This window comes from Nocardia sp. NPDC001965, from assembly GCF_053594175.1.
Genome location: NZ_JBSFDZ010000029.1, coordinates 44,193 through 69,342, shown reverse-complemented (window position 1 = coordinate 69,342; position 25,150 = coordinate 44,193). Strand labels below are relative to the sequence as shown.

The window sequence follows — 25,150 nt, the reverse complement described above, 5'->3', positions numbered from 1 at the left end:
GAGGTGAACATCAAGGTTCTGCTCGACGGTGTGGTGTCGGCGGGTGAACTCGCAATCGAGGATCGCAATCCGCTGCTCGCCGAAATGACCGACGAGGTCGCGCAGATGGTATTGCAGGACAACGTCTCCCAGAACTATGTGATGGGTATTTCGCGGGCCGAGTCCGCCCGGATGCTCAATGTGCACCGGCGCCTCATCGAGGAGCTGGAGACTCACCGCGGCCTCGATCGTCAGCTCGAGGCGTTGCCCACCGACGCGGTCCTCAAACGGCGGTTGGAAGAGGGCACCGGGTTGGCATCGCCGGAACTCGCCAATCTGCTGGCCCACGTGAAGCTGTCGCTCAAGGCGGATCTGCTGGCCGGTGATCTGCCCGACAGTGCCTTCTTCGCCGCCCGGTTGCCCGAGTACTTCCCGACCCCGTTGCGGGATCGATTCGGCGCGGCGATCAAGAAGCACCGCCTGCGTCGGGAGATCGTCACCACCATGATCGCCAACGAGGTGGTGGACTACGGCGGGGTGACCTACACCTTCCGGCTCGGCGAAGAGGTCGGTGCCACCGCGACCGATACTGTGCGGGCCTTCGCCGCGGTCACCGAAATCTTCGGGCTGCACGATATCTGGGCCCGGATCCGGGCCGCGGATACGACGGTCGGGGTACGCGACCAGCTCGAGCTGGAAACGAAGCGCACCCTGGACCGGGCGTCGCGCTGGTTGCTCACGAACCGTCCGCAGCCGGTGGCCGTCGGCGCCGAGATCAACCGGTACCGGGTGGGTGTCCGGGAACTCGCACCCGAGGTGCCGGGTTGGTTGCGCGGTCATCATGTCAGCACGCTCACCGATCAGGCCGCCGATCTCGTCGCACACGGGGCGCCACTGGATCTCGCGACCGAGGTCTTCGGGCTGCTGCATCTGTTCCCATTGCTCGATGTCATCGATATCGCGGATATCACCGACCGTTCCGGTACCGAGGTCGGTGCGCTCTACTACGCGCTGAACGAGCATCTGAAGATCGACTGGCTGCTCGAGGCGGTCAGTCATCTGGAGCGCGGCGACCGCTGGCACGCACTGGCGCGGCTCGCGCTGCGTGACGATATGTACAGCTCACTGCGTTCGCTCACCCTCGACGTGCTGTCCGGCGGCGACCCCGAGGAGAGCGCCGACGAGAAGATTGCATACTGGGAGTCCAAGAATCAGTCCCGGCTCGGCCGTGCTCGCGCGGCGCTGGCGGAACTGTTCGAGTCCGGAACCCACGACCTCGCCACGCTGTCGGTTGCGGCGCGGCAGGTGCGCAGCATGGTGAGCGGGGTGGGTGCCCAATCGGAGGTACCACGGTGACGAACGCTGCTCCACGCAACGGAACGAGTCCCGATGTGGCGGTGCCCGCCGCGGCCTCGCCGCGTCGGTTCCATACCGCTGTGCACGTGCGGTGGTCGGATATGGATGTCTTCCAGCACGTCAACCATGCTCGGATGGTGACGTTGCTGGAGGAGGCGCGGATTCCCTGGCTGTTCGAGGACGACCGGCCGACCGTGGCATTGCGCAACGGTTGTGTGCTCGCGGATCTGCATGTGAAATATCGGGGTCAGCTGCGGCACGAGGACACACCGCTCGATATCGCCATGTGGATCGAGCAGTTGCGGGCGGTCGACTTCACCGTCGCCTACGAGGTGCGGGCCGCGGGCGCCGCGCCCGGATCGCCCGCCGCCGTCACCGCGACCACCCAGTTGGCAGCGTTCGATATCGAGACCCAGCGGCTGCGCCGTCTCAGCGGTCCCGAGCGGGAGTACCTCGCCCAATGGTTGGACGCGTGAGCGAGTCAGGCCCGGAGGCGGTAGCGGAGCGTGACCACGCAGGGCCCTCGCTCACGCGGGATGGACACGGCGTGAGCGAGTCGGGCCCGGAGGCGGTAGTGCGATACCTTCGCCTGCGCTTCGGCCTCCGCGTCGGTGTGTCGACCGGTCGCCGGCGTTCGCTCATGCTCGATGGGCACGGCGTGCGCGGGTCGGCGGTACCGGTTCGATCGTGATATTCGACCAGCGGACCCTGTCCGTCCCGGACCCGGCCGAACGCGAGAACCTGGCCACCTTCCTCACGCGGGCGCAGCGACTCGATCCGGCCGCAGTGGTCCGGTTGCGCCGTCGCGGTAACGGGATGGTCGCGGCCTGGGTCGCCACCGGCTTCGAAGCGCTGGCCACCCGGACGGTGGCCGCCGAACTGGCCGTGGACGATGTGACGGTCGGCGCGGACACCGTCCTCGCCGGCCTCACCGCGGCCGGGCCGATCGATCTGGGTTTCTCACTCGATTCGGCATGGCGGGGTGCACTGCCTCCGGACAGCGGGTTCGGGCATATCGACGATCTACCCGCCCGTACCCTGGTCGAACTCGCCGAACGCGGGGCCGACCTGGCCAAGGAGCACGGGTCCGGGCACGGTCCACCGGCCTCGCTGCTGGACCAGACCGTGCTGACCGTGTCGGCCGGTGCGGTGCGGGTGCAGGTGCCGATGCGGGTGGTTTTCGCACTGACCGCCATGGACTTCGTCCCGCACGCGGGGGAGCGGGCGGATGCCGAGCGGATTCCGCCGGGCGAACTGGTCCGGGTACGAGCGAGCAATACCTGGTTGCGGTTGGACGCCCGCTACGGGTCGGTCGCACGTCGGCGGACCGGTGGGCTCTCGCTGACTCCGACCGCCGGGTCCTGACGCGCGTTTCGTTCGTCGACGCGTCAGGCCGCGCCCTCGCCCAGGTATTGCAGCCACACCGGGTCCAACTCGTTGACCGTGGTCAGCAGACGCCAATGCGGGCCCTTGGGTGATATCAGGGGCGCGCGCAGTGCCCAGCCCAGCTCGCTGAGCAATTTATCGGCTTTGCGGTGGTTGCACGGTGCGCAACTCGCGACGCAGTTCTCCCAGCTGTGCTCGCCGCCGCGGCTGCGCGGGATGACGTGGTCGATGGTTTCGGCCTTGCCGCCGCAATACCCGCAGCGGTACCTGTCCCGCTGCATGAGGGCGGCCCGGGTCATCGGGACGCGGGCGCGGTAGGGGACGCGGACGTAGGTCCGCAGCCGGATCACCGACGGAATGGCGACAGCGGCGCCCGCGGAGTGCAGGACGGGCCCGGTGGGGTCGTGGTGCACCGCATCGGCCTTGTCGCAGACCAGTAGGACGATCGCGCGCCGGGCCGTCAGCGCGGTGAGCGGTTCGTAGGTGGCGTTGAGCAGCAGCACACGGCGTTTCAGCCAGCTGATGGGCTGCGGTGCGGCGAGATGGTGAGCGGAATCGCTCTCGGAGGAGGAGTCGAGATGGGAAGCGGTATCGGCAGTGTGCCTGGTGGCCGCGTGATCGGACAGCAATTGCAGCGGAGGAGCCCCCGACCCACGAGCGTGGACGTCGGCGGGCTTCAGTTGTCGGTGGCGTATCGCCTCCGGTGATCGGGCGCCGGTCCGTTGCTTCATGTCGACCCCAAATTCTGCGTTTCAAGATCATGTGGTATCTCGGCGGAGACAGAACCCAGTTGACCATGGAAAGCCCCGCAGCGCACGGTTATTTTGCACAATGGCCGGTCAACTGTCGCTGAAGCGATGTCCGGCGGCCGGCGAGCCGGAAACACCAGGTGTGGGCGGTCACATCGGTGGCGGGGGGGCGGCGAATCTGCGAACCGGTGGCCGCGCGGGCACAATGGACGGCGCATCCGGCGAAACGAGAGGGTTCATGACTTCGGGCAACGCGGCTTCGGGTACTCCGGCGGGCGAACAGGCCACGCTCTCTTTCTACGAGGCCGTCGGCGGAGAGGAGACCTTCCACCGGCTGGTGGCCGTCTTCTACCGCGAGGTCGCCGCCGACGAGGTGCTGCGCCCCATGTACCCGGAAGAGGATCTGGGCCCGGCCGAACGCCGCCTGCGGATGTTCCTCGAACAGTACTGGGGCGGCCCGCGTACCTACTCCGACGAACGCGGTCATCCGCGGCTGCGGATGCGGCATATGCCCTTCCAGGTCGGCCCGGTGCAGCGCGACGCCTGGTTGCGTTGTATGCGTATCGCCGTCGCCGAGATCGAACCGGAAGTTCTCGACGACGAACATCGGCGCCAGCTGCTCGACTACCTCGAAATGGCGGCGAACTCGCTGGTCAACTCGGCCTGGTGACGATCGGCCGAAGCATGGGCACGCGCCGGTAGGCCCATCCCTCGGTGAACTACTACAGAGGATCGTCTACCTTTAGGTCGTGAGCATTCTCGAGACGGTGGCGATTTTCGCCGGTATCCCACTGGGGATCTACCTCATAATCGCTGGTTTGTCGTTCATCGGTAAGCCGCTGCCCGGTGAGAAGCCGGTCCACTTCGATATGAGCAAGAAGTGGACGGCCGCTCCGGTGCTGTGGAGTGCCACCGATGAAGTGACCGGTCCCGGTCACTCCTATGACGCCGGAGAGTCGTCGCACGGTTCGCATGTGGCGTTCGATTCCCTCGAGGCACCCAAGGAAGCGCTGATCGGAGGCCGGGCAAGTGGCAAGTACTAATTGGCCGGCGGTGGTCGAGTCCGACCTGCCGCACGGATACGCGCTCACCAGCAGCGGCCGGGTCTCCGGTGTGCACGAGGCCGGTGATGTGTTCAAGGAGGCTCCGTTCGACAACAACGAGCGGCTGGCCATGGACAATGTGCTCACCGAAGCCACCCGGGCGACCAAGGTGCGGTTCAACGTTTTCATCGGTGATCTCGGCCCCGATGCCGGGGCCGCGGTGGACGCGCTGTTCCCCACCACCCCGGAGGCGGCACGTTCGGTGCTCATCGCCGTCTCCCCGAACGACCACTCCGTGGAGGTCCGTTCCGGTAAGGATGTGGCCGACCGCGCGAACGACCGGGTATGCCAGCTGGGCGTCACCGCCGCATTGAGCTCCTTGCGGCAGGGTGAGCTGATCGACGGATTGATCTCGGCGGTCCGGGTGATGTCGGCGGCCATCGGCCGCTGACGCCGCTCCGGCCGGTTGCGGCCGGCACCGACGAAAAACGGCGCGTCCACCCTTTCCGCGGGGGACGCGCCGTTCGTCGTTTCCGGATCAGGAGATATCGAAGGCGCGGGCGCGCAGCGAACGTTCGACACCCGCTTTGCCCTCGCTCACCAGTCGCCGCAGGGCGGGCGGATGGTCGGCCGCGAGGAATTCGTCGGCGCGCGCGACTGCTTCGTCGCTGATATCCCAGGCCGGGTACAGCCCGACCACCACCGTCTGCGCCACCTCACTGGACCGGCGCTCCCAGACCGCGGGGATCTCGTCGAAGTACCGGCTCACGAACGACGCCAGCAAACCGTCCTGCCCGGCCGGTGCGAATCCGCCGACGATCGATCGCGCGGTGATGTTGGGGACCGAATCGTCGCTGATCACTGTCTCCCACGCCGACTCCTTCACCTGCGGGAGCGGACGGGCGGTGGCCGCGGTGGCCGCCTGCCGCCGACCGGCGGCGGTTTCGTCGTTGCGTAGTTCGGCATCGATGGTGGGGGTTTCCGGGCCGTCGGCATCGATCTCCCCGGCCGCGGCCAGGGCGGTGAGCAACCGCCAGCGCAGATCGGTGTCCACGGTCAGCCCGGGCAGGCCCACACCGGCCGGATCACCGTCGAGCAGTTCGCGCAGCACCTCGGTATGCCAGGCGGACAGTTTCGCTCCGGTGAGGGCGTTGACGAACGCCAGCTGATGGTCGGAACCGGCGGCCGCCTCGCGGGCCAGTTCCAGGAGCCGGTTCGCGTATTCCGGCCATCCGGTGGCTTCGGCCCAGGCCGGGTCGGCGTAACTACGCAGGGTGGTGTTGGCCTGCATGAGCAGCCGCTGCACCACCCCGATCTCGGATTCCGCGCCGATACCGCGTTGTACCAGCGCCACGAAATCGCGGGCGCGGAGCTCGGCCTGCCGGGTCATCTCCCAGGCCGCGGACCAGGCCAGCGTGCGTGGGAGCGGCTCGGCGATATCGGCGATGCGGTTGACCAGCACGTCGAGTGAATCGGCGTCGAGGCGGACCGAGCAGTAGGTGAGGTCGTCATCGTTGACCAGGACGAACTTGCCGCGTTCGGTGCCGATCAGATCGGGCACCGCGGTGCGTTCGGTGGCGTCGAGGTCGAGTTCCACCCGCCGCGTGCGCATCAGTTTGCCGTCCCGCTCGTCGTAGACACCGATGGCCAGCCGGTGTACCCGCTGCTCACCGGCTCCGGGTGCGGCACCTTCCTGCACCACGGTGAACGAGGTGAATTTCCCGTCGGCGTCCACCTCGAATTCGGGGCGCAGGATATTGAGACCGGTGGTCTTCAGCCACTGAGCGCCCCAGGTGGACAGGTCTCGGCCCGACGATTTCTCCAGCGCGGTGAGCAGATCGTCGAAGGTCGCGTTGCCGTAGGCGTGGTCGGCGAAGTAGGCACGCAGGCCGGCCAGGAACGGCTCGAGGCCGACGTAGGCGACGAGTTGTTTGAGCACGCTCGCGCCCTTGGCGTAGGTGATGCCGTCGAAGTTCACCTCCACCGCGGCCAGATCCGGAATATCGGCGGCGATCGGATGCGTGGAGGGCAGCTGATCCTGCCGGTAGGCCCACGACTTCTCGACATTGGCGAAGGTGGTCCAGGCGCTGGTGTACTCGGTGGCCTCGGCCTGGCACAGCACCGACGCGAAGGTCGCGAACGATTCGTTGAGCCACAGGTCGTCCCACCACTTCATGGTGACCAGATCGCCGAACCACATATGCGCCATCTCGTGCAGCACGGTTTCCGCGCGGCGTTCGTAGGAGGCCCGGGTCACCTTCGACCGGAAGACGTAGTCCTCGAGGAAAGTGACCGCCCCCGCGTTCTCCATGGCGCCGGCGTTGAACTCCGGGACGAACAGCTGATCGTATTTCCCGAACGCGTACGGGATACCGAAGTTCTTGTGGTAGAAGCCGAAACCCTGTTTGGTCTCGGTGAACAGCCGGTCGGCGTCCATGTGTTCGGCGAGTGAGGCACGGCAGTAGATGCCGAGCGGGATATCGCCGTGGTCGTCGGTGTAGGTATCGGTCCACACCGCGTAGGGGCCGGCGATGAGCGCGACCAGGTAGGTGCTCATGAGCGGGGTGGTGGCGAACCGGTGCTTTCCGCCGTCCACGGTGCCGGCGCCGTTGGAGACGACCTTCCAGTCCGCCGGGGCGGTGACCTCGATATCGAAGGTGGCCTTGAGGTCGGGCTGGTCGAAGCAGGCGAACATCCTTTTGGCGTCGGCGGTTTCGAACTGCGAGTACAGGTAGACCGCGTCGTCGGCCGGATCGACGAACCGATGTAGCCCCTCACCGGTGTGGGAGTACTCGCAGTCGGCTTCCACCACCAGTTCGTTGTGTTCGGCCAGATCGCTCAACGTGATGCCGGTGGATTCGTCGTAGCCGTCGATATCGAGCGGGGTGCCGTTGAGCACGGCCGAGCGCACACCCCGGGCGACGATATCGATGAAGGTCGACGAACCGGGTTTCGCGGTGAAGGCGACGACAGTGCGGGACAGAAACGTCTGTTCGCCCGGTTTCCCCGCCCCGTCGGTCAGGTCGAGTTCGATGCGGTAGTTCTGGACCGAGACGACCTCGGCGCGTTCGATCGCCTGTTCGCGGGTGAGGTTCGGTGCGGACATCGGGCTCCTTCGAGGACACGATTGGAACGGCACGGGCGCTGTCCACAATGCCACGTGGGTAAGGTTGCCGCGTGGGAGTCGATCCCACCACTCGACCAGGATCGGAGCGACAACGTGAAGCATGTGCACGCCGGGAAGGTGCGCGACCTGTACACCGACGGTGACACATTGCTCCTGGTCGCCTCCGACCGTGTCTCGGTGTACGACGTATCGCTGCCCACGCCGATCCCGGACAAGGGCGCACTGCTGACCCAGCTGTCCAACTGGTGGTTCGAGTACTTCGCCGATATCCCCAACCACGTGCTGTCCACCACGGATGTGCCACCGGAGTTCGCGGGCCGGGCCGTCCGCGTCGAACCGCTGAAGATGGTGCTGGTGGAATGTGTTGCCCGTGGTTATCTGGTGGGCTCGGGGTGGAAGGACTATCAGCGCACCGGTGCCGTTTCCGGTATCCGGCTGCCGGACGGGCTGCGTGAGGGCGACAAACTGCCCGAACCGATCTTCACGCCGACCACCAAGGTCTCCGATACGGGTCACGACGAACCCATGACCTTCGACGATGTGGTGGCACAGGAGGGTGCCGAGGTCGCCGCGCGATTGCGCGATCTCACCCTCGACCTGTACTCGCGCGGCGCGGCCTACGCGGCCGAACGCGGCGTGATCATCGCCGACACCAAGGTCGAATTCGGCTGGGACGGTGATGTCCTCACCCTCGGTGACGAACTCCTGACCTCCGATTCCTCCCGTTTCTGGCCCGCCGCCGAATGGTCGCCCGGTCGCCCGCAGCGGTCGTTCGACAAACAGTTCGTCCGGGACTGGGCCACCTCCACCGGCTGGGACAAGGAACCCCCGGGCCCCGAGATCCCGGCCGATATCGTCGCGGCCACCCGGGGCAGGTATGTCGAGGCCTACGAGCTGATCACCGGTCGTACCTGGTAGTCGCCTGTGCCGCGGGGCGGATGCCGTAGCCGGGCCGCCCGGAGGGTGAGGTAGTCGTACTCGGCCCGGCTGCCGGTCCGGGCGGCCGCTTCGGCGTAGCAGGCCAGGGCCGCGCCGGTATCCCCGGACATCTCGTGGAGGTGGGCGCGTACCGCTGCCAGCCGGTGAGTGCCGGTGAGAGCCGTATCCAGGTCGGCGATCAGCGCCAGGCCGGCGGCGGGGCCGTCCACCATGGCGGTGGCGACAGCGAGATTCAGGACAACCATCGGGCCCGGGGCCACCCGCTGGAGCAGCAGATAGAGGCTCCGGACCGATTCCCAGTCGGTATCGGCGTAGCGGCTCGCCTGCGCGTGCACGCCGGCGACGGCGGCCTGGATACGGTAGGGGCCGGTGAGCCCGGCGGCCGCGGCTACGGTCGCCCAGCGCAGGCCCTCGGTGATCGCGGCCCGATTCCACCGTCGCCGATCCTGTTCGGCCAGCGGTACCAGCTCACCGTGGGGGCCGGTACGTGCGTCCCGGCGGGCATCGGTGAGCAGCATCAGGGCGAGCAGACCGGTCACCTCGGGGTCGTCGGGTAGCAGCCGATGGACCTGCCGGGTGAGCCGGATGGCTTCCGTGGACAGATCGGGGCGGGCGAGTTGGGTTCCGGAGGTCCCGGTGTGCCCCTCGGTGAAGGTCACGTACAGCACGTGGAGCACCGCCGCGAGCCGGGGCGCCCACTCATCTGCGGTCGGTGGCGCGAAGGGCCTGTCCAGGGTGGCCAGACGCCGTTTGGCCCGGGTCAACCGCTGGGTCATGGTGGCTTCCGGGATCAGGAACGCCCGCGCGATCTCGGCCGTGGTCAGCCCGCCGACCGCGCGCAGGGTGAGCGCCACCGCGTGCGCGGGCGGCAATACCGGATGACAGCACAGGAAGTACAGGCCGAGGGTGTCGTCGCGATCCTCCTGCTCGGCGGCCGATATCGCCGCCGGGTCCGCCGGTAGCGGCCCCGGCGGGATCTGCCGGGCCGTACGGTGTTCGCGCTCGCGGCGTGCGATATCGGCCCGTACGGCATCGGTGAGCCGGCGCCGCGCGACCGTCGACAGCCATGCGGCGGGGTCGGCGGGGAGTCCGTCGGTCCGCCAGCTCTGCACTGCCGCGATCATCGCTTCCTGGAGTGCGTCCTCGGCCGCGGTGAAATCGCCGGAGCGCCGGACGAGTGCCCCGAGGACCCGCGGCGCGAGATCGCGCAGCAGGTCCTCGATCGGATCCCGGCCGGTCATTCGCGGCGGATATCGGTCACTGGTCGACGGCGGGCGCCGACATTATCTGGCGCACTTCGATGTACTCGCCGATCGGCTCGCCGCCGGGGCCGGGGCATGCGGAGGCCCGGGCGGCGATCTCGATGGCCCGGTCGACGCTGTCGACGTCGACGATCCAGTAGCCGGCCAGGAACTCCTTGGTTTCGGCCCACGGCCCGTCGGTCACCACCGGAGCCGAGCGGCCGTCGGAGCTCACCCGCAGGGCCTGTTCCGGGCCGCCCAGACCCTGGGCGTCCACGAGTTCACCGGCCGCGGCCAGCTCTGCCCCGAGCGTGCGCTGGAACTCGATCATCGTTGCGATGTCCTCGGGGGCCCATTCCGGTACCGGAGTATCGCAGTAGGCGGCCGGAGCGTAGGTCTTGATCAGCATGTACTTCACAGGGTTCTCCTGGATTCGGTCGCACCTGGATGGCGCGTGCACGAAGAGGTCGGAGCGGGAGCCCTGTATCCGACACAACCGCCGCACTGCGATGAGTGACGTGGATCACATTATTCACAGGGTGGTCGAGGTATCGGACAGCCGGGCCGGATCCACCGGTTCGCCGGCGAGGATCAGCTCCTTGATCCGGTCTCCCACATCCCACACGTTCACATTCATCCCCGCCAGTACCCGGTCGCGAGAGTCGAGCCAGAACGCGACGAACTCCCGGCGGTCCCGGTCGCCCCGGACGACCACCTGCGCATAATCGCCGGCGGCGGCGAATCCGGTGTACTCCATGCCCAGGTCGTACTGGTCGGTGAAGAAGTAGGGGAGCCGGTCGTAGGAGGCGGCCCGGCCGAGCATGGCCGCCGCGGCCACCGCGGGCTGGTTCAGCGCATTCGCCCAGTGCTCGACCCGGATCCGCCGCCCCAGCACCGGATGCTCCTGTTCGGCGATATCGCCGATGGCCACGATATTCGGGTCGCTGGTGGTCAGGCTCGCGTCGACCAGGACGCTGGTGCCGGTCGGCAGACCGGCGGATTCCGCCAGACCGAGTTCGGGCCGGGCACCCACCGCGACGAGGACCGCGTCCGCGCCGATTTCGGTACCGTCCGCGAGAGCGATACCGGTCGCGCGGCCGTTCGCGGTGGTGATCTGCTCGACCTGCGCATCGAAGCGCAGGTCGACGCCGTGCTCGCGGTGCAGCGCGGCGAACACCTCGCCCATTTCCGGGCCGAGCGCGCCGAGCAGTGGCGCGGAGCCCGATTCCACCACGGTGACCTCCACCCCGGCCGCGCGCGCCGCCGCGGTCACCTCGAGCCCGATCCAGCCGGCCCCTATCACCACCAGCCGGCGGGCGGTCCGGAAAAGTTCGATCAGCGCATCGGATTCGCCCAGTGTGCGCAGGGTGTACACCCCGTCGGCGTCGGCACCGGGGATGGGCAGGGTGCGGGACGCCGAACCCGTGGCCAGTGCGAGCTTGTCGTATTCCAGCACCGAGCCGTCCGGTAGCCGCACCGTCCGGGCGGCCCGGTCGATCCCGGTGACTTCGGTGCCCAGCCGCAGGTCCACATTGTGGTCGCGGTACCAGGCCGCGGTTTCGACCGTGAACTCCTCGACCGGTTTCTTGCCGAGGAGGTAGTCCTTGGACAGCGGCGGCCGTTCGTAGGGCAGCCGGTCCTCCTTGCCGAGCAGGGTGATGTGTCCGTCGAAATCGTTGTCCCGCAACGCCTGGGCGAGCTTCGCCCCGGCCAGGCCGGCGCCGACGATGACGAAATGTTGCGCAGATGTCATGGCTGACACTCCCTCGTGGTGGGTTGTTCCAGCGACGATCCGAACTCCTTCCCGCCAGCCTACAAAGGCCGGCTCCGATCGCCGGGCCGGTTCGGGAACGAAAACCACCCGGCCGAGGTTGCTCGTATCAGCGCCTGTGCCCGGCTGCCCGCCCGGCTCGACGGCGGTAACCCGCGGCGGCGGGTGCAATCCCGCCGACGACCTGTGGAGAGGAACGCAACGTGCCCGACTCGGCCGAGAAGAAGGACCTTGCCGAATTCTGGTTCGACCCCCTGTGCCCGTGGTGCTGGATCACCTCCCGATGGATTCTCGAAGTCGCGAAGGTTCGCGATATCGAGACGCGTTTCCACGTGATGAGTCTGGCGGTGCTCAACGAGGGCCGTGATCTGCCGCCCGAATACCAGGAGTTGATGAAATACGCCTGGGGTCCGGTCCGGGTGGCCGTGGCGGCGGCCCAGCAGCACGGCGAGGAGATCCTGCCGTCGCTCTACGCCGCGCTGGGCACCCGGTTCCACAACCGCCGGGCCGAGTTCGAGATCGATGGGGACCGCCAGGGCACCTTTGCCGGCATCGTGGCGGACGCGCTCGCCGAGACCGGGCTGCCGGCCGAACTGGCGGCGGCCGCGGAGAGCGGCGACTACGACGAGGCGCTGCGCACCAGCCATCACGCGGGAATGGACAAGGTGGGTCCCGATGTGGGTACTCCGACCATCCACGTCAACGGTGTCGCCTTCTTCGGTCCGGTGCTGTCGCGTATCCCGCGTGGCGAGGAGGCCGGAAAATTGTGGGACGCCGTGGTGACCCTGGCGGCCTACCCGCACTTCTTCGAACTGAAGCGCACCCGGGACGAGAATCCGGAATTCGACTGAGCGCGCGCGTTCCGGATTCCGCCGGGAATCCTTAACCCCGGTACGTCCGCCTCCCGGGTCAGAGCGGGACTTTGGACAGGGTGATCGCGTCGCCCCCCGGACCCGGCGGCGGCCCGGCCGGTGGGGCGAACCGCGGCGGCACCGGGTTCGGCCGCCAGAACAGCCGTCCGTGCCGGCTGCGATCACGCAGCGCCCACATCCGCCAGGTCAGCACCGGATGCGACGCCATCGCGTTGACCATCCAGACGAAGAACCCGCGTTCCTGGGCCGCCCGGTCGGCCATTTCGTCGAACCCCACCACCGAGTTCAGGTACTTACCGGCCGCCAGGGTTCCCATCGCGGCGGGCGCCCCCTGTGGCCGATGGCAGTAGCCGTGATTGTCGGCGGTGTACTCCTGTGCCCGGATCAGCGAATTGCCGAGAATCGGCAGGAACGGCACCAGGAACATTCCGAGCTGACGCCAATAGGAAGCATGACCTGCCGCGATATGACCCACCTCGTGACCGATGATGAAGGCCAGCGCATCGGGTTCCCGGGCGGCGCCGCTGATCTCGAACAGGTCGCTGTACACCACCACGTAGCGCCGGAAACCGTGCCCGGACGCGAAGGCATTGATCTGCCCGTTGCCGAGGACGACATAGGCGTCCGGGGGAGCGGCCATCCCGAACCGGGCCGCGGCCTCCTGCACCATCCGATATCCGTCCGGGAACTGCGAGGGCGACATCTTCACCCCGTTCACCCGCTGCGACGAGAAGTTGACACCGCGACCGAACCAGAGCAGCAACGGCGCCCCCACCAGGATCAGGACGTACTGGTTGACCGCACCGAGGAACAGCAGCACGAACGCCAGCAGATAGGCCACCGCGGTGAACAGCACGATCACGACCAGTAGCGGGACCTCCCAGCTGTGCCGGGCCGGCATCCCGAACGGCGACAGCCCGCGGGGTTCGTGCCGCGGTACCGGCGGCGGGGGATATCCACCCGGAAGCGGCACCGAGGATGCGGGATGGTCGGTGAGCCACGGGTAGGGCCCGGGCTCCGGTGTACTCGCGGACCAGGCGGCGCCGGGGCCGGATCCGGACGGCTGCTGAGGGTCGTGCGGCTGCATACCCACGACTCTAAGCAGTAACTCGGTCACCCCGCCCGCCGTCGGGGCTCGGCCGGGGGCCTGACAGAATCGCAGCCATGCGCGTATACCTGGGTGCCGATCACGCTGGTTTCGAATTGAAGAACGCCGTCAAGGACCACCTGGAAAAGGCCGGTCACGAGGTCGTCGACTGCGGCGCCCTCGTCTACGACGCGCTCGACGACTATCCCGCCTTCTGCATCGAGGCGGCCCGCCGAACCGTCGCCGACCCGGGCAGCCTCGGGCTGGTCTTCGGCGGCAGCGGCAACGGCGAGCAGATCGCCGCGAACAAGGTGCCCGGCGCGCGGTGCGCGCTGGCCTGGAGTGTCGAAACCGCCCGGCTGGCGCGGGAACACAACAATGCTCAGCTGATCGGTATCGGCGGTCGGATGCATTCCCGCGACGAGGCGCTCGCCATCGTGGATGCCTTCGTGTCGACCCCGTGGTCGAACGAGGAGCGCCATCAGCGCCGGATCGATATCCTCGCCGACTACGAGAAGTCCGGCGAGGCGCCGGCGCTGCCCGCCCACTGATCCACCGGGTGGGCGAGTAGTCGGGTGCCGGAAGGTCATACCCTGCACCGGCTCGCCCGGCGTCACCAGCAGCGGCTCGCCGGTGCGGTGGTGCGGGTGTCGAGTCCGCAGGGGAAGTTCGCGGCGGGTGCCGCCCGTGTCGACGGGCGGGTCCTGCTGCGGTCGCAGGCGTGGGGCAAACATCTGCTCCACGAATACGAGGGTGAGCTCTACGTCCACGTCCATCTCGGGCTGTACGGCACCTTTTCCGAATCGGGGCTGCCGATGCCCGATCCGGTCGGCCAGGTACGGATGCGGCTGACCGGATCGGGGCGGGACGGACGCGGATTCGGGACCGATCTGCGTGGTCCCACCGCCTGTGAGATCCTCACGCCGCCGGAGACGGCGGCCCTCATCGCCCGGCTGGGGCCCGATCCGCTCCGCGCGGATGCCGACCCGGAGCAGGCGCGGGCCCGGATCCGCCGCTCACGGCGCAGTATCGGATCCCTGCTCATGGATCAGCGCGTGGTCGCCGGGGTCGGGAACGTCTATCGTGCGGAAGTGCTTTTCCGGCACGGGATATCCCCGCAGCGTCCGGGCACGGAGCTCACCGCCGGGGAATGGTCGGCGCTGTGGGCAGACCTGGTCGAGCTGATGCAGGTGGGCGTGCGGCGGGGAAAGATGCACGTGGTGCGGCCCGAGGACGATCACGGCGCGCCCTCGTACGCCGCGGACAGGCCGCGGACCTACGTCTACCGCCGCGCCGGTGAACCGTGCCGTTGCTGCGGCGATCCGGTGCGCCATTCCGTGCTCGAGGGGCGGAACCTGTTCTGGTGCGCGCGGTGCCAGCCGGCCTGACCCGCCGCGGTCAGCCGGCGACAGCGGTATCGACGGTCGTCTCCGGTGTCTCGGCGCCGGCGAAGCGGCGCCCGCCCGCGGTTTTCGCCGAGTACATGGCCTGGTCGGCGCGGCGGAGCAGTTCGGCCAGTTCGCTGTGGTCTTCCGGCGGTGCGTAGGTCGTGCCGACACTCGCCGAAACCGGTACCGGGCCGACCGACGACCACACCGAATCGTTCAGCGCGAGGACGATATCGTGCGCCAGTTCGGTGACCGAATTGTCCGCCAGTCCGGCGGCGAGGACGAACTCGTCCCCGCCGTAGCGGCAGACCACCGCGCCCGGCGGCGCCACCTCAAGCAGCCGTTTCGCCAGTTCCACCAGGACCTCGTCGCCGACCGCGTGGCCGTAGCTGTCGTTGATGTGTTTGAACCGGTCCAGGTCCACCACCAGCAGGCCGACCCCGCGGTCGGTCTGTTCGGCCATCATGCGCACCCGTTTCCGCAGCAGGGTGCGGTTGGCGAGTCCGGTCAGCGCGTCGTGGGTGGCCTCGTGCTCGAGCCGCTGCTGCAGTGCCGCGAACTCGCGGACCCGCTGGGTCGCCTCGTCGGAGAAGTTCTTCTTCTGCTGGGCGAGCGCGAGCTCCTGGAGCGCCTGGGCGTAGCTGTCGATCGCCTGGCTGGCCACCAGGGGCCACTGCGTCGCCACCAGTGACCCCCTCGGCCCGGCCGGGAAGCCGAGCAGGGTGCGTGTGACCAGGGCCAGCATCTTGACCCGGTGCAGGGGCTCGGCGCAGAGCCGGGCACCGAGGCGGCGGGCGGCGCGGATCGGGAAGGGATCGGAGACGGTGAGGTCCAGCAGCTGTTCGAGGATGTCGACGAGAACAGGTTCGGCCTCGGCCGCGGTGATCTCGGCGTCGGGCTGGGAGCCGGCGGTCAGTGCCCATTCTCGGGCGGTGGAGCGGACGGGTGGCCGGTGCTCAGCGGTCATATCGGCCACCGGTGGCGGTAGGGATGATCGCGCCGCGGACCAGGGTCCGCCGCGTGGGTGCCGGACCGGGCCGGCTCTGTCGCACTGCTATGCGGATGGTCCACCTTGTCGGGTGCACGCCACCGCCCCCTTTCCAGATACCCCGTCCGGCAAGAAGATCGTAGCAAGATGGTGGAGCCCGCCGACCTGCGTTCTGCAACAAGTTATCGGTCTCCGGAACAACAGTGATCTCTGCGCCTATCGTCGCGGAATCGCCTGTGTTACACACCTTTGCAGAAATTCCGGTGCCGAGTACCACGCGCCTCCCAGATCTGGGCCGTCGAATCCGCGACTACCGGGGTTCCCAGTATCGGGGAACTGCCGTGACCCGGCCGTTCCCCGGTGCGGACACCGGTATCGACGCTGGTCCGGGGGCTGATTGGCAAAATGAAACCGCGATTGGGTAGAGTCGCTGTGCACACGACATCGTGGTGGAACCACAGCGTCGTAGGTATGCGGGTGTAGTTCAATGGTAGAACCTCAGCCTTCCAAGCTGATGGTGCGGGTTCGATTCCCGTCACCCGCTCCAGACCGGTGATCATCCCCTCCGGGGGTAGTACGGGGTGTGGCGCAGCTTGGTAGCGCACCCGCTTTGGGAGCGGGTGGTCGCAGGTTCAAATCCTGTCACCCCGACAGTCGTTCGTTACCGAACCCGCGCCCCTTCGTATCGCGTTCCCGCCTCAGATACGAGTGCGTGAAGGCTGTTTCGCATCGCTCACCGCACTCTGCTGGCCCGGGCGCGGTAGTGCGATATCCACATCCGGGGGCGGGAGCTCCGCGCGGCGTCCGAAGGACTGGTCGATCAATTCGGAAGCGGCCCGGGTGACGATCAGCCGGGCGATGGCCAGATCGGTTTCCAGTTTGGTGCGGTCCTTGGGGTTTCGTTCGGACTGCTCGTAGGACCGGCCCGCCAGGACGTAGAAGATCTCCGCGGCATAGCGGTCGGCGATGCGGTCGCATTCGGAGCGCATTCGTTCGACCAGGTGGAAGGTGGCGGCGGCGGGTAGGCCGGCATCGGTGAGGCGGGTGGCGAGATCACTGCACCGAGGGTTGGTGACCCGGTAGACGTCGAACGGATCGTCGCTGGCGGCCAGCGCCTGCTGCACGTACTCGGGGAGCTCGTGTACCGGCTCGTCGGGTTCGGGTTGCGGCGGCCCGGCCGGTGCCTGCCGCCCGGGCGTGCTGACGGTCTGGTCGGTGACGCCCAGGACGTCGCCGAGGCCGTCGCCGCGATCCCAGGCGGCCAGCAATTCCCGGATGCCGTTCAGCTTCATACCCCGGCCGAGCAGACGGCTGATGGTCTGCAACCGGTTGAGGTGGTCGGAACCGTAGTAACCGATCCGGCCCCGGACATCGGGCGAGGGCAGCAGCCCACGCTCGTGGTACACGCGGACACTGCGCACGGTGGTCTCGGCAGCGCGCGCCAGCTCGTCGATCGTGTACTCGGATTCGCCAGCCATACCTATAGGAAACCATAATCGGGCCCGTAGATAAACGGTCCGTAACCAAACGAACCGCTGAGCAGCGGCGAAAAGATGTGAAAAACATGTCAACGTACCGTTACTTAACGGCATGAGGCCTTGCCTGAAGGCCCGGTAGTGCTTTAACGTGCGTGATACAGCTGACATCAGCTGGTTTCCGGGGACTGTTGAGCAGCCCTGATGTTCCGCCCGACCAACGGGACACGTATCGGTTTCCCCCGGCGTGCCCTCGGCAGTTCCGGAGACGGCTATGAGCGCAATGCGTATTCGTTCCCTGAGCGTGGTTACACCCCGCGCCACCACTACTCCCCGGCTTCCCGCGACGCCGCTGCCGGCGCCGGTGAAATCGGCGCAGCGGCCGCCGTGCGCGGAGGTCCCCGACAGCTGGGACCTGGACTCCGGAACGCCGGAAGCGTGGCATTCAGCAGTGCGCATCTGCTATGGCTGCCCTCTTTTCGCGCAGTGCAGCCGGCTCGCGGAGACGCTCATCGAGCGGGGCGACGCACCGCGGGCCATGATCTGGGCCGGCGTGGCCTACGACAACTCGGGCAATGTCATCGAGAACCTGGACCGTCACCGGACTGTCCCCATCGATCACAAGCGCCCGATGCGGATCATCCGCAACGGGCCCCGTCCCACGCACGGTGCGGCGGTCGCAGCTGCTCCGAAGCGGCATATTGTGCTGGGTCGCCCACTTCGCCCGACGGAGTCCGCGGCCGTCTGACTATGCTGCGGGGGCAAACGCGGATCTAACTCTGGTGGTGCGTAGATGACAATCCTGGCGTTGGAGATCGGTCCGACCCGGTTCGCCGCGATCGAGATCGCCGACGACGTCGGAGCCGACCGGGTCCAGCGGATCCCGGTCCCACGGGCCGGGGCCTGGGATCGCGTGCGCGAGCTGCTGCTCGGGCTCGCGGCCGGTCGGGACATCACCGCGGTCGGCATCGCCTCGAACGGTCCGATCGATATGGCCTCGGGAGTGGTCGCGCCGGATCAGGTCCGGGAGTGGCAGGCCGGTTTCCCGCTGGTGGAATCGGTGCAGAAGCTGTTCCCGGCCGCGACCGTCGCGATGGCCCTCGACGGCGTGTGCCTGGCGTTGGCCGAACGGCATTTCGGTGCCACCCAGGAGGTCATGGACTCGCTGTCGGTATATGTCGCGGACACGATCGTCGGTGGCGTGATGGTCGGCGGTTTCGTGGTGGTCGGGCGTACCGGGAACGCGGGCCAGATCGGCCACGTGCTGGTGCCCGGCTACGACGAGCGCTGTGTGTGCGGGGGCCGCGGATGCCTCGAATCGGTAGCCGGGGGCCCGGCTCTGACGAAATGGGCGCGCGAACAGGGCTGGGCCGGTGATTCGGTCGAGTCCCTGGCCGCGGACGCGCAGGAGGGCGATCGGATCGCGGTCGCGGCCCTGGAGCGGGCCGGTACTGCGTTGGGCCGGGCGATAGCCACGGTGGCGCCCCTGCTCGATATCGACCGGGTCGTGATCGGCGGGCCGATTGCCACTCCCGGGTCGGCGCTGTGGAAATCGCTGCACAACGCCGTCGCGAGGCACGCACGGCTTCCGTTTCTCACCGGATTGCGGGCGGTGGCTTCGGAACTGGAGGATCTCGGCCTGCTGGCCGGCGCGGGCGTTATCGCCCTGACCTCGCAGAGTGAGTGAACCCTCCTCCGGAAAACCGGAATCGACCGGCTCGTCCACGACACGGCCGTGGATGCCCCGCGGGGGCGGCAGCGCCGTTTGCGACCGGACGGGAGGGTCACCGTGCCGGTCAATTGGCTGATTATTAGCTGTCGGCTCTTCCGGTGGCCGCGGGCCGCGTCCGGGCCGGAGAGTGGCCGGTGCGGGTCGCGGATTCGTACCCCGAACAGGTTGTGTTGCCGATGATTTCCGTGCAATCGCCGGATGCCCGGCTCGCCGCCCGGTCAATGGGGGTTGCGGGCGGGTTGGGTTGCCGGGCTCACTCTTCGTGTTCTGCCCAAGGTCCACTGTTGAACGTACCGCTGCGCAACGGTACATTATGTTTTGCGGCCGATGTCTCGTTTGAGGCACCCACCGCGCAACAGTAGGACGCACGCGATGAGAGGGCGCAGTGATCCCCTGGGTGACGGTCGAAACTTTGGCGCCGGAAGGATTCTCGGTCGCGTCGGTCGGGGATACCGCACGTGAGTTCGCTGACTGGCGGCGAGTACTGCAGCGGCAGCTCGCTCGCACGCCGGCACTGTACGACGGGCTGAGCACCCGTGATATCACCGAGGCCCTCCGGGCCTCCATCGAAGGTTCGGCCGATGTGGACAAGACCGTGTCGACACGGTCCGGCTCGCACAAGCTGATGGTGCGCCCGGTTTTCGGACCGGGCGGCGAAGTGCATGCAGTCCGCTGGTGGGCCGGCCCGGAAAAAAGTCCTGTTCCGCCGTTGCCCGGCGCGGTGGGAGTGATCTGGGACCTGGACAGTCAGACTCTGGCCCAGCCCAGCGGGATCACCGGTCTGTCCGGGATCGCGCCCGAGGAATACGTGCCGCGGATGTCCATCGCGGAATTCTTCCACCGCGTCTCGGCCTTCGACCGGCACGCCGAAGTGCTCGACCTCCTCTATCGGCCGGTGCCCGGAGACAAACTTCAGTTCGAGGTCTCTGTGCTGCGCAACGCGGGCCGCGCCACTCGATGGCGGATCACCGTACGGGCGCGCGACGACGAGTACGCGCGCGGCGCCTGGTGGCTCATCGAGGACATCACCTCCGACAGCGATCCGGCGATCTGGCCGACGCTGGAGAGCGTCGGGCTGCGTGAGGCGCACCGGCGGGCCGGAAACCACCTGGCGGTCGTCCAGTTGGCGCACACCAGCATCTCCCATTGGCTGACCGACCCGGCGCCGTGGATCCGGTGGGACTATCTGTTCCGGCCGGTCGATGTCTTCCATCCCGAGGATCGGGTCCGGTTGGTGGAGCTCGGGTCCCGCGTGCGCAACGGCGAAAGCGCCGGGGTGACGCTCCGGGCGCTCAACTACGCCGGGGGCTACACCCCGACCTCACTGCTGCTCTATCCCTATCCCGGGTTCTCCAACCGCGAGCTGGCGATCGCGCAGCTCGTCCGAGTCGCCGACGATATCCCCATGATGGAACCCGAGCCGACGGATCTGGCCGCGCTGGAAACACCCATCGGATACGACGATCAACTCCGATACCGGCTGGCCGGCCGGTTGCGCCACAGCGCGATGTCGTGAGGGCCGCGGTGGTCGCGACCGAGCAGGCGAGTCCCCAGATGTGGGAAGGGGTCGCCGGTCGGTGGCCCCGCTGCTCTTTACCATTTCGAGAGTGAGGACTGGGGTGGCCGGACGTGCAGAATCGGGCGAAGCGCTGCTTCGTCAGATGGCCGCGCGCAGGCGCCGCGACAATATCGTCGTGATCGTTCTCGCGGTGCTCGCCGTACTGGGCGGTGGGCACGCTGTCTACGACTTCTTCGCCACCGATCCACAGCCCCCCGGTGACGACGCGATGATCACCGTTGCCGGGCACGACCGGTTGGCCGGTTCCTTCGCCGAGGATTTCGTGGTCGCCTACCTCAGCGCGGGCACCGGGCAACAGGAGTCGCTGTCCCGGTATGTGGGCGGTTCCCAGCAGCTTTCGCTTCCGAAGACCGGCCAGCAGGTGCGCGACCCGATCGTCGTCTACACCAGCCGTACGCTGTCCGCCGGGACCGTCGAGATCTGGACGGTGACGGTTTCGATACATGTGGGGCGTGGTCAATCCGACGGGGCACGGCAGTACTATCGCGTGCCGGTTTCGATATCCGAGGGGAACCTGCGGGCACTCACCCTGCCCGCCGCGGTACAGCCGCCGGGTATCGGCGCCGATCTGGCCCAGGCCTATTCGGCACCGTGCGGTGAGGAGACCCCGTTCACCCAGGTCGTCACGGGATTCCTCACTGCCTATCTGACCGGTTCGGGAGATGTCGCGCGATACGTGAGTGTCGACTCCGGGATCGCGGCGCTGCGCCCGGCCCCGTTCACCGAACTGAAAACCGTGGCCGTCACCGCCGAGGACTCGGCCTGCGGAACCGCCGGAGACACCGCACGAGTGCTCGCGACGGTGACCCCCGAAGGACAGTCGGGGGCCGCCCCGGCGCTCGCCTACCCGCTGACCATGGTTCGCGGCGACGGCCAGTGGCAGGTGCGGGTGATCGAAACACTGCCGGCGCTGAAGGAGCCGCTCACCGCCGTCCTGAACCAGGGGGAGAAAGCCGGTCCGGCGCCCGGTGGTACCACCACCGGAGCACCCACCGCGACAGCAGAGATTCCACGGGCCACCCAGAACTGACATGAGGCGACCAACACATGGGCAATATATCCAATATCCTCTACGGAATTCTCGTCTTCGTCCGCTGGGCGGGCCTGATCCTGATCACCATCGTCTCGATGGGTGTGATGATCTCGGAGGCCGCGAAATCCAAACTGTCCCCGGCGAAGGTCCTCGGTGTGGCCGGTTCGGCGATCCTGGCCGCCGTCCTGTTCTGGATGTTGCCGACACTGGTGAACTACGCGCGCGGCGACGCCAACATGATCGTGCCGGACCACCCCGTGGGTGGTTATAGGTGACCCAGGTGATCAAGGTCTTCACGCCGGTAAAACGTGTTCCCACCATGATCGGCAAGGCCCAGAACGGCCAGAAGCTGCCGTTCGGGCCCTACACGCTGCCGCAGGTGGCGGGGGTGGCCGTGGGATTGATCCTCACGGGCCTCGGCGCGATGACCCTGCCGGTCAATCCGGCGATCACCTTCCTGGTCGGTTTGGCGCTGACCGTTTTGATCGGGTTCGGACTGGGTCTGATCCCTTATACCGGGGTCCGACTGTTGTCCCGGTTCGTCTGGTTCGGCCGACTGATCCTCTACCCGAAACCGGCTCTTGCCTCGGGGATGCCGGTCACCCCGGAATCGGCCCGGATCACCATGTTCGTCGAGGAGACGGTGGTGGCGATCCTGCCGCACGAGCCGGCAGCTCCGGTGTCGGCGCGGGAACGCAGCAAACGGAACGCCGCCCGCGGCGGTCAGATCCTCGAGATGCTGGGCACGAGCCGCTTCATGCGACCGGTGGAAGTGGTGGAGCCGGCCACCGCTTCCGGTACGCCCTCCAATTGGCGGACGATGATCGGTGGTAACGGGGGGAGATCGAAGAGCGGAGAGGGACGCTGATGGGGTTCAACCGAGATCTACAGCCCACGGCCGCGATTCGCGGTCATCTGCAGTTCACCCATACCGGGCTGGTCACAGCGAATTATTTCATCACTCCGCTCGGCTACGGATTGCGTAAGGCCAGCGATAAATTCGATGTCAAACTGGCGCATCATTCGCTGGTCAACAACCTGCCCAACGGATCGCTGCTGCTGGGCATCCAGGCCCGGCAGAACACGATCGACGTCTTGAGCAAGATGGTCGAGGGCGTGGACCTCGACGAATGCGCCGACTACGCCGACGAGGTGTTCGCGTCCTACGAGCGGGTCCGCGCAATCTCCCCGCAGACGCGGATCTTCCTGCTCTCGTTCCCGGTGGGCACTGTCGGCACCGGTGGTATCTCGGCGATCTCGCGTATGTGGCGGGGCAGTACCACCACGATCGACGCCACGGCTGTTTCGCGGGCCGAATTGGATGCCTACGAAGCCGAGGCGAACGAGATCCTGTCCCGTATCGGTGGCGACTTCGATCCGGTGCCGGTGCCGGCGGCGCTGTTCCAGTGGCTCTGGGAGCACTATCTGGCGCGCGGCGCGGTCGGCGATCCGGTGGCCCCGACCCGGGCGGGAGCCCTGGACGACGCGACCGCGGCGGTGTTCAAATCCGCGGCGCTGGACGAGGGCGCTCGCGCCGATTCCCAGCGCCGGCTGCGACCGTCGTTCGTTCCGGTGATCAAGGTGGTACAGCCGGACACCGGCTATCGGCCTTCCTATCAGGCGATGCTCACGCCGCGTTCGTTCCCGTACGCGGGCATGATGTTTCCCGGCGGCAGCGAATTCCTCAATGTGATCGACGGTCTCGGTGACGTCACCGTCGACTGGGGGATGCGCATCTCCACCAAACCCGCCGACCAGGTGTTGAAGGCCAACGAGATCAACCTGCGCCGACTCGGCGAGCAGATGGACCAGCGCGACCAGGAGATCTCCTTCGCGCAGAACACGCTGATGTCCAAGGCTCAGATGCTGGGCGAGTACAACCAGCATTTCGAGGTGAACGGCGGCGAATCGGAGGTGTCGTTCACCACGGTCATCGCCGTGGGCGGGCCCTCGCGGGACGAGACCATGGACGCGGTCAATACCCTGCGGCGCCGGTACAAGCGGTTCCAGGTGGAGATGACCGCGCCGGTGGGAGCGCAGGTGGACCTCTGGTCGCTGCTCGTACCGGGTAGCCCGCCGCGGCGCGCATTCGACGATTTCGCCCATATCGTGCCATCGGATATGTGGGCGGGTTTCGTACCTTTCACCACGAGCCAGATCGGTGACGACAGCGGCCCGGTCATCGGTATCAATCTGCTGTCCGGGCATTTCGAGCCGATCCATTTCGGGATCATGGAGGCGGCGCTGCACGATCTGTCCGCTTCGTTCGCGGTCACCGGCGAACTCGGTTCGGGCAAGTCGTATTTCCTGAAGCTGATGGCCGTCCTCGTGCACGATATGGGGGGCCAGTTCCTCGCTATCGACCGCAGTCAGGTGGGTGAATGGGAGCATTTCGCCTCGGCCATCGACGACGCCGTGATCATCGACCTGGCCAACCCCACGGTATCGCTGGATCCGCTGCGTCTTTTCGATCCGCGAGTCGCCGGTGAACGTGCGCTCGACTCCGTGCTACCGCTGCTGGATCTGTCGCCTACCTCCGGTACCGGCGCGGTCATCAGTAATCTGCTCTCGCCGCGTGGGGTCGCCGAACACGGTATAACCAGTCTGCTGGACCTGTTCCACGTGGTCCGGCGGCTGCGCGACGAACCGGGCTCGCTGGAGGAGTACTCCGATCTCGCGTCCCGGCTGGGAACCATCGTGGAGCGGGTCCCGGTGCTTTTCGATCCGAATCTGGCACCGATCCGCCTGGACGCCGCGGCCACGGTGGTGCGCAGCCACCGGCTCGCACTGCCGACCGCCGAGGAACTCACCACCCCGCATCTGTACAACCGGCTGCCGCTCACCAAACGACTGGGGACCGCACTGTACGAGCTGGTCGGCGTGACCGCCCGGGAGGCGTTCCTCTCCGACAACGGCCGGTTCGGTCTGCTGGTCGGCGATGAGGCGCACCACTTCACCCAGACCCAGGTGGGTTCGGCCGTGACCTCCGATTTCAGCCGTGACGGTCGTAAACATCTCGCCGCGATCGGTCTGGCATCGCACGACCCCGCCACCGACTTCCAGGGTGCCGCCCATAACCTGATCCCGAACCGCTTCGTCTTCCGCCAGCGCGACGAGACCCTGGCCCGGAACAGCCTGGAGTGGCTGGGGGTCGATCTGGAAGAGGCTCCGTTCCTGCTGCAGGCGTTGCGGGAGGAGACTTCGCCACCGGTGGGCGCGGGACGACAGGTACCCGAGGAACGCCGGGGCGAAATGTTCATGCGCGATGCGTTGAACCGGATCGGGCGCGGTAAGGTCCTCGGCCCGGCCCGAACGGACCGAGCCGAAGCCATCACCAGTACCCCGACCGTCGTCGCCAAGACCGATCGACTGGAGCCGGAGGCGGTGCGGTGACCGAGGGGTGAA

The 25,150-nt window shown here is 67.5% G+C and carries 25 protein-coding genes and 2 tRNA genes; 19 read left to right on the top strand and 8 right to left on the bottom strand.

What is annotated here, in order from left to right:
- The 3 genes from ACWCPQ_RS28250 to ACWCPQ_RS28240 all read left to right on the top strand — a co-directional run.
- Positions 1-1,335, top strand: a 1,335-nt coding sequence (locus tag ACWCPQ_RS28250; RefSeq protein WP_449904455.1) for an NAD-glutamate dehydrogenase domain-containing protein, incomplete at its 5' end; no start/stop codon positions are given.
- Positions 1,336-1,370: 35 nt separating this feature from the next.
- On the top strand, positions 1,371-1,811 hold the full coding sequence (locus ACWCPQ_RS28245; protein ID WP_449904459.1) for an acyl-CoA thioesterase: 441 nt from the start codon (positions 1,371-1,373) through the stop codon (positions 1,809-1,811).
- 211 nt (positions 1,812-2,022) lie between these two features.
- Positions 2,023-2,700: a hypothetical protein gene (locus ACWCPQ_RS28240; RefSeq protein ID WP_449904453.1), complete on the top strand. Its 678-nt coding sequence runs from the start codon at positions 2,023-2,025 to the stop codon at positions 2,698-2,700.
- A 23-nt stretch (positions 2,701-2,723) separates the two neighbouring features.
- Here the strand turns inward: ACWCPQ_RS28240 and ACWCPQ_RS28235 are convergent, their stop codons facing one another.
- The gene (locus ACWCPQ_RS28235; RefSeq protein ID WP_449904451.1) at positions 2,724-3,452 is read right to left on the bottom strand and encodes an HNH endonuclease; all 729 of its coding nucleotides are present in this window, start codon (positions 3,450-3,452) and stop codon (positions 2,724-2,726) included.
- A gap of 256 nt (positions 3,453-3,708) precedes the next feature.
- Here ACWCPQ_RS28235 and ACWCPQ_RS28230 point away from each other — a divergent pair, with 256 nt between their 5' ends.
- From ACWCPQ_RS28230 to ACWCPQ_RS28220, 3 genes are all read left to right on the top strand, one after another.
- Positions 3,709-4,140, top strand: a complete 432-nt coding sequence (locus ACWCPQ_RS28230) for a globin (protein WP_449904449.1) — start codon at positions 3,709-3,711, stop codon at positions 4,138-4,140.
- A 79-nt stretch (positions 4,141-4,219) separates the two neighbouring features.
- Positions 4,220-4,513, top strand: coding sequence for an aa3-type cytochrome oxidase subunit CtaJ (gene ctaJ / locus ACWCPQ_RS28225; protein WP_449904447.1), 294 nt, complete (start codon positions 4,220-4,222; stop codon positions 4,511-4,513).
- A 10-nt stretch (positions 4,514-4,523) separates the two neighbouring features.
- Complete coding sequence (locus ACWCPQ_RS28220; RefSeq protein ID WP_449904445.1) at positions 4,524-4,964, top strand: DUF5130 domain-containing protein; 441 nt, start codon at positions 4,524-4,526, stop codon at positions 4,962-4,964.
- An 87-nt stretch (positions 4,965-5,051) separates the two neighbouring features.
- Here the strand turns inward: ACWCPQ_RS28220 and pepN are convergent, their stop codons facing one another.
- Positions 5,052-7,619 (bottom strand): aminopeptidase N, encoded by a 2,568-nt coding sequence (gene pepN, locus ACWCPQ_RS28215; RefSeq protein WP_449904442.1) that lies wholly within the window; start codon positions 7,617-7,619, stop codon positions 5,052-5,054.
- A 114-nt stretch (positions 7,620-7,733) separates the two neighbouring features.
- On the opposite strand from pepN, the gene ACWCPQ_RS28210 reads away from it, so the two are divergent.
- A complete protein-coding gene (locus tag ACWCPQ_RS28210) occupies positions 7,734-8,558 on the top strand; it encodes a phosphoribosylaminoimidazolesuccinocarboxamide synthase (protein ID WP_449904457.1) in 825 nt (274 codons plus the stop codon).
- Here the strand turns inward: ACWCPQ_RS28210 and ACWCPQ_RS28205 are convergent.
- The 3 genes from ACWCPQ_RS28205 to ACWCPQ_RS28195 form a co-directional block, all read right to left on the bottom strand.
- Complete coding sequence (locus ACWCPQ_RS28205) at positions 8,528-9,820, bottom strand: RNA polymerase sigma factor (RefSeq protein ID WP_449904439.1); 1,293 nt, start codon at positions 9,818-9,820, stop codon at positions 8,528-8,530. The genes ACWCPQ_RS28210 and ACWCPQ_RS28205 overlap by 31 nt on opposite strands.
- 16 nt (positions 9,821-9,836) lie before the next feature.
- Positions 9,837-10,238, bottom strand: coding sequence for a YciI family protein (locus ACWCPQ_RS28200; protein WP_449904437.1), 402 nt, complete (start codon positions 10,236-10,238; stop codon positions 9,837-9,839).
- 114 nt (positions 10,239-10,352) lie between these two features.
- A complete protein-coding gene (locus ACWCPQ_RS28195) occupies positions 10,353-11,573 on the bottom strand; it encodes an NAD(P)/FAD-dependent oxidoreductase (protein ID WP_449904436.1) in 1,221 nt (406 codons plus the stop codon).
- 221 nt (positions 11,574-11,794) lie between these two features.
- Here ACWCPQ_RS28195 and ACWCPQ_RS28190 point away from each other — a divergent pair, with 221 nt between their 5' ends.
- Positions 11,795-12,442: a mycothiol-dependent nitroreductase Rv2466c family protein gene (locus tag ACWCPQ_RS28190; protein ID WP_449904434.1), complete on the top strand. Its 648-nt coding sequence runs from the start codon at positions 11,795-11,797 to the stop codon at positions 12,440-12,442.
- Positions 12,443-12,500: 58 nt separating this feature from the next.
- Here the strand turns inward: ACWCPQ_RS28190 and ACWCPQ_RS28185 are convergent, their stop codons facing one another.
- Positions 12,501-13,550: a M48 family metallopeptidase gene (locus ACWCPQ_RS28185; RefSeq protein WP_449904431.1), complete on the bottom strand. Its 1,050-nt coding sequence runs from the start codon at positions 13,548-13,550 to the stop codon at positions 12,501-12,503.
- 77 nt (positions 13,551-13,627) lie between these two features.
- Here ACWCPQ_RS28185 and ACWCPQ_RS28180 point away from each other — a divergent pair, with 77 nt between their 5' ends.
- Positions 13,628-14,101, top strand: coding sequence for a ribose-5-phosphate isomerase (locus ACWCPQ_RS28180; protein WP_449904429.1), 474 nt, complete (start codon positions 13,628-13,630; stop codon positions 14,099-14,101).
- Positions 14,102-14,125: 24 nt separating this feature from the next.
- Positions 14,126-14,938, top strand: a complete 813-nt coding sequence (locus ACWCPQ_RS28175) for an Fpg/Nei family DNA glycosylase (protein WP_449904426.1) — start codon at positions 14,126-14,128, stop codon at positions 14,936-14,938.
- A 10-nt stretch (positions 14,939-14,948) separates the two neighbouring features.
- Here ACWCPQ_RS28175 and ACWCPQ_RS28170 read toward each other — a convergent pair whose 3' ends face one another.
- The gene (locus ACWCPQ_RS28170; RefSeq protein ID WP_449904424.1) at positions 14,949-15,905 is read right to left on the bottom strand and encodes a diguanylate cyclase domain-containing protein; all 957 of its coding nucleotides are present in this window, start codon (positions 15,903-15,905) and stop codon (positions 14,949-14,951) included.
- Positions 15,906-16,399: 494 nt separating this feature from the next.
- Here ACWCPQ_RS28170 and ACWCPQ_RS28165 point away from each other — a divergent pair.
- Positions 16,400-16,473, top strand: a tRNA-Gly gene (locus tag ACWCPQ_RS28165).
- A 30-nt stretch (positions 16,474-16,503) separates the two neighbouring features.
- Positions 16,504-16,577: transfer RNA gene (locus ACWCPQ_RS28160), tRNA-Pro, on the top strand.
- Positions 16,578-16,624: 47 nt separating this feature from the next.
- On the opposite strand, the gene ACWCPQ_RS28155 is transcribed toward ACWCPQ_RS28160, so the two are convergent.
- On the bottom strand, positions 16,625-17,404 hold the full coding sequence (locus ACWCPQ_RS28155) for a MerR family transcriptional regulator (protein WP_449904422.1): 780 nt from the start codon (positions 17,402-17,404) through the stop codon (positions 16,625-16,627).
- A gap of 271 nt (positions 17,405-17,675) precedes the next feature.
- On the opposite strand from ACWCPQ_RS28155, the gene ACWCPQ_RS28150 reads away from it, so the two are divergent.
- The 7 genes from ACWCPQ_RS28150 (at position 17,676) to ACWCPQ_RS28120 (ending at position 25,138) form a co-directional block, all read left to right on the top strand.
- Positions 17,676-18,149 (top strand): hypothetical protein, encoded by a 474-nt coding sequence (locus ACWCPQ_RS28150; RefSeq protein WP_449904420.1) that lies wholly within the window; start codon positions 17,676-17,678, stop codon positions 18,147-18,149.
- A 45-nt stretch (positions 18,150-18,194) separates the two neighbouring features.
- Positions 18,195-19,088 (top strand): ROK family protein, encoded by an 894-nt coding sequence (locus tag ACWCPQ_RS28145; RefSeq protein WP_449904418.1) that lies wholly within the window; start codon positions 18,195-18,197, stop codon positions 19,086-19,088.
- A 442-nt stretch (positions 19,089-19,530) separates the two neighbouring features.
- Positions 19,531-20,649: a GAF domain-containing protein gene (locus ACWCPQ_RS28140; RefSeq protein WP_449904416.1), complete on the top strand. Its 1,119-nt coding sequence runs from the start codon at positions 19,531-19,533 to the stop codon at positions 20,647-20,649.
- A gap of 91 nt (positions 20,650-20,740) precedes the next feature.
- Positions 20,741-21,742, top strand: coding sequence for a conjugal transfer protein (locus tag ACWCPQ_RS28135; RefSeq protein ID WP_449904413.1), 1,002 nt, complete (start codon positions 20,741-20,743; stop codon positions 21,740-21,742).
- A gap of 17 nt (positions 21,743-21,759) precedes the next feature.
- Positions 21,760-22,020: a hypothetical protein gene (locus ACWCPQ_RS28130; protein WP_449904410.1), complete on the top strand. Its 261-nt coding sequence runs from the start codon at positions 21,760-21,762 to the stop codon at positions 22,018-22,020.
- Positions 22,017-22,613: a hypothetical protein gene (locus ACWCPQ_RS28125; RefSeq protein ID WP_449904408.1), complete on the top strand. Its 597-nt coding sequence runs from the start codon at positions 22,017-22,019 to the stop codon at positions 22,611-22,613. The genes ACWCPQ_RS28130 and ACWCPQ_RS28125 overlap by 4 nt, the downstream gene beginning before the upstream one ends.
- Positions 22,613-25,138 carry an ATP-binding protein gene (locus ACWCPQ_RS28120; RefSeq protein WP_449904405.1) on the top strand — a complete coding sequence of 842 codons (2,526 nt, stop codon included), beginning with the start codon at positions 22,613-22,615 and terminating at the stop codon, positions 25,136-25,138. The genes ACWCPQ_RS28125 and ACWCPQ_RS28120 overlap by 1 nt, the downstream gene beginning before the upstream one ends.
- Positions 25,139-25,150 lie beyond the last annotated feature (12 nt).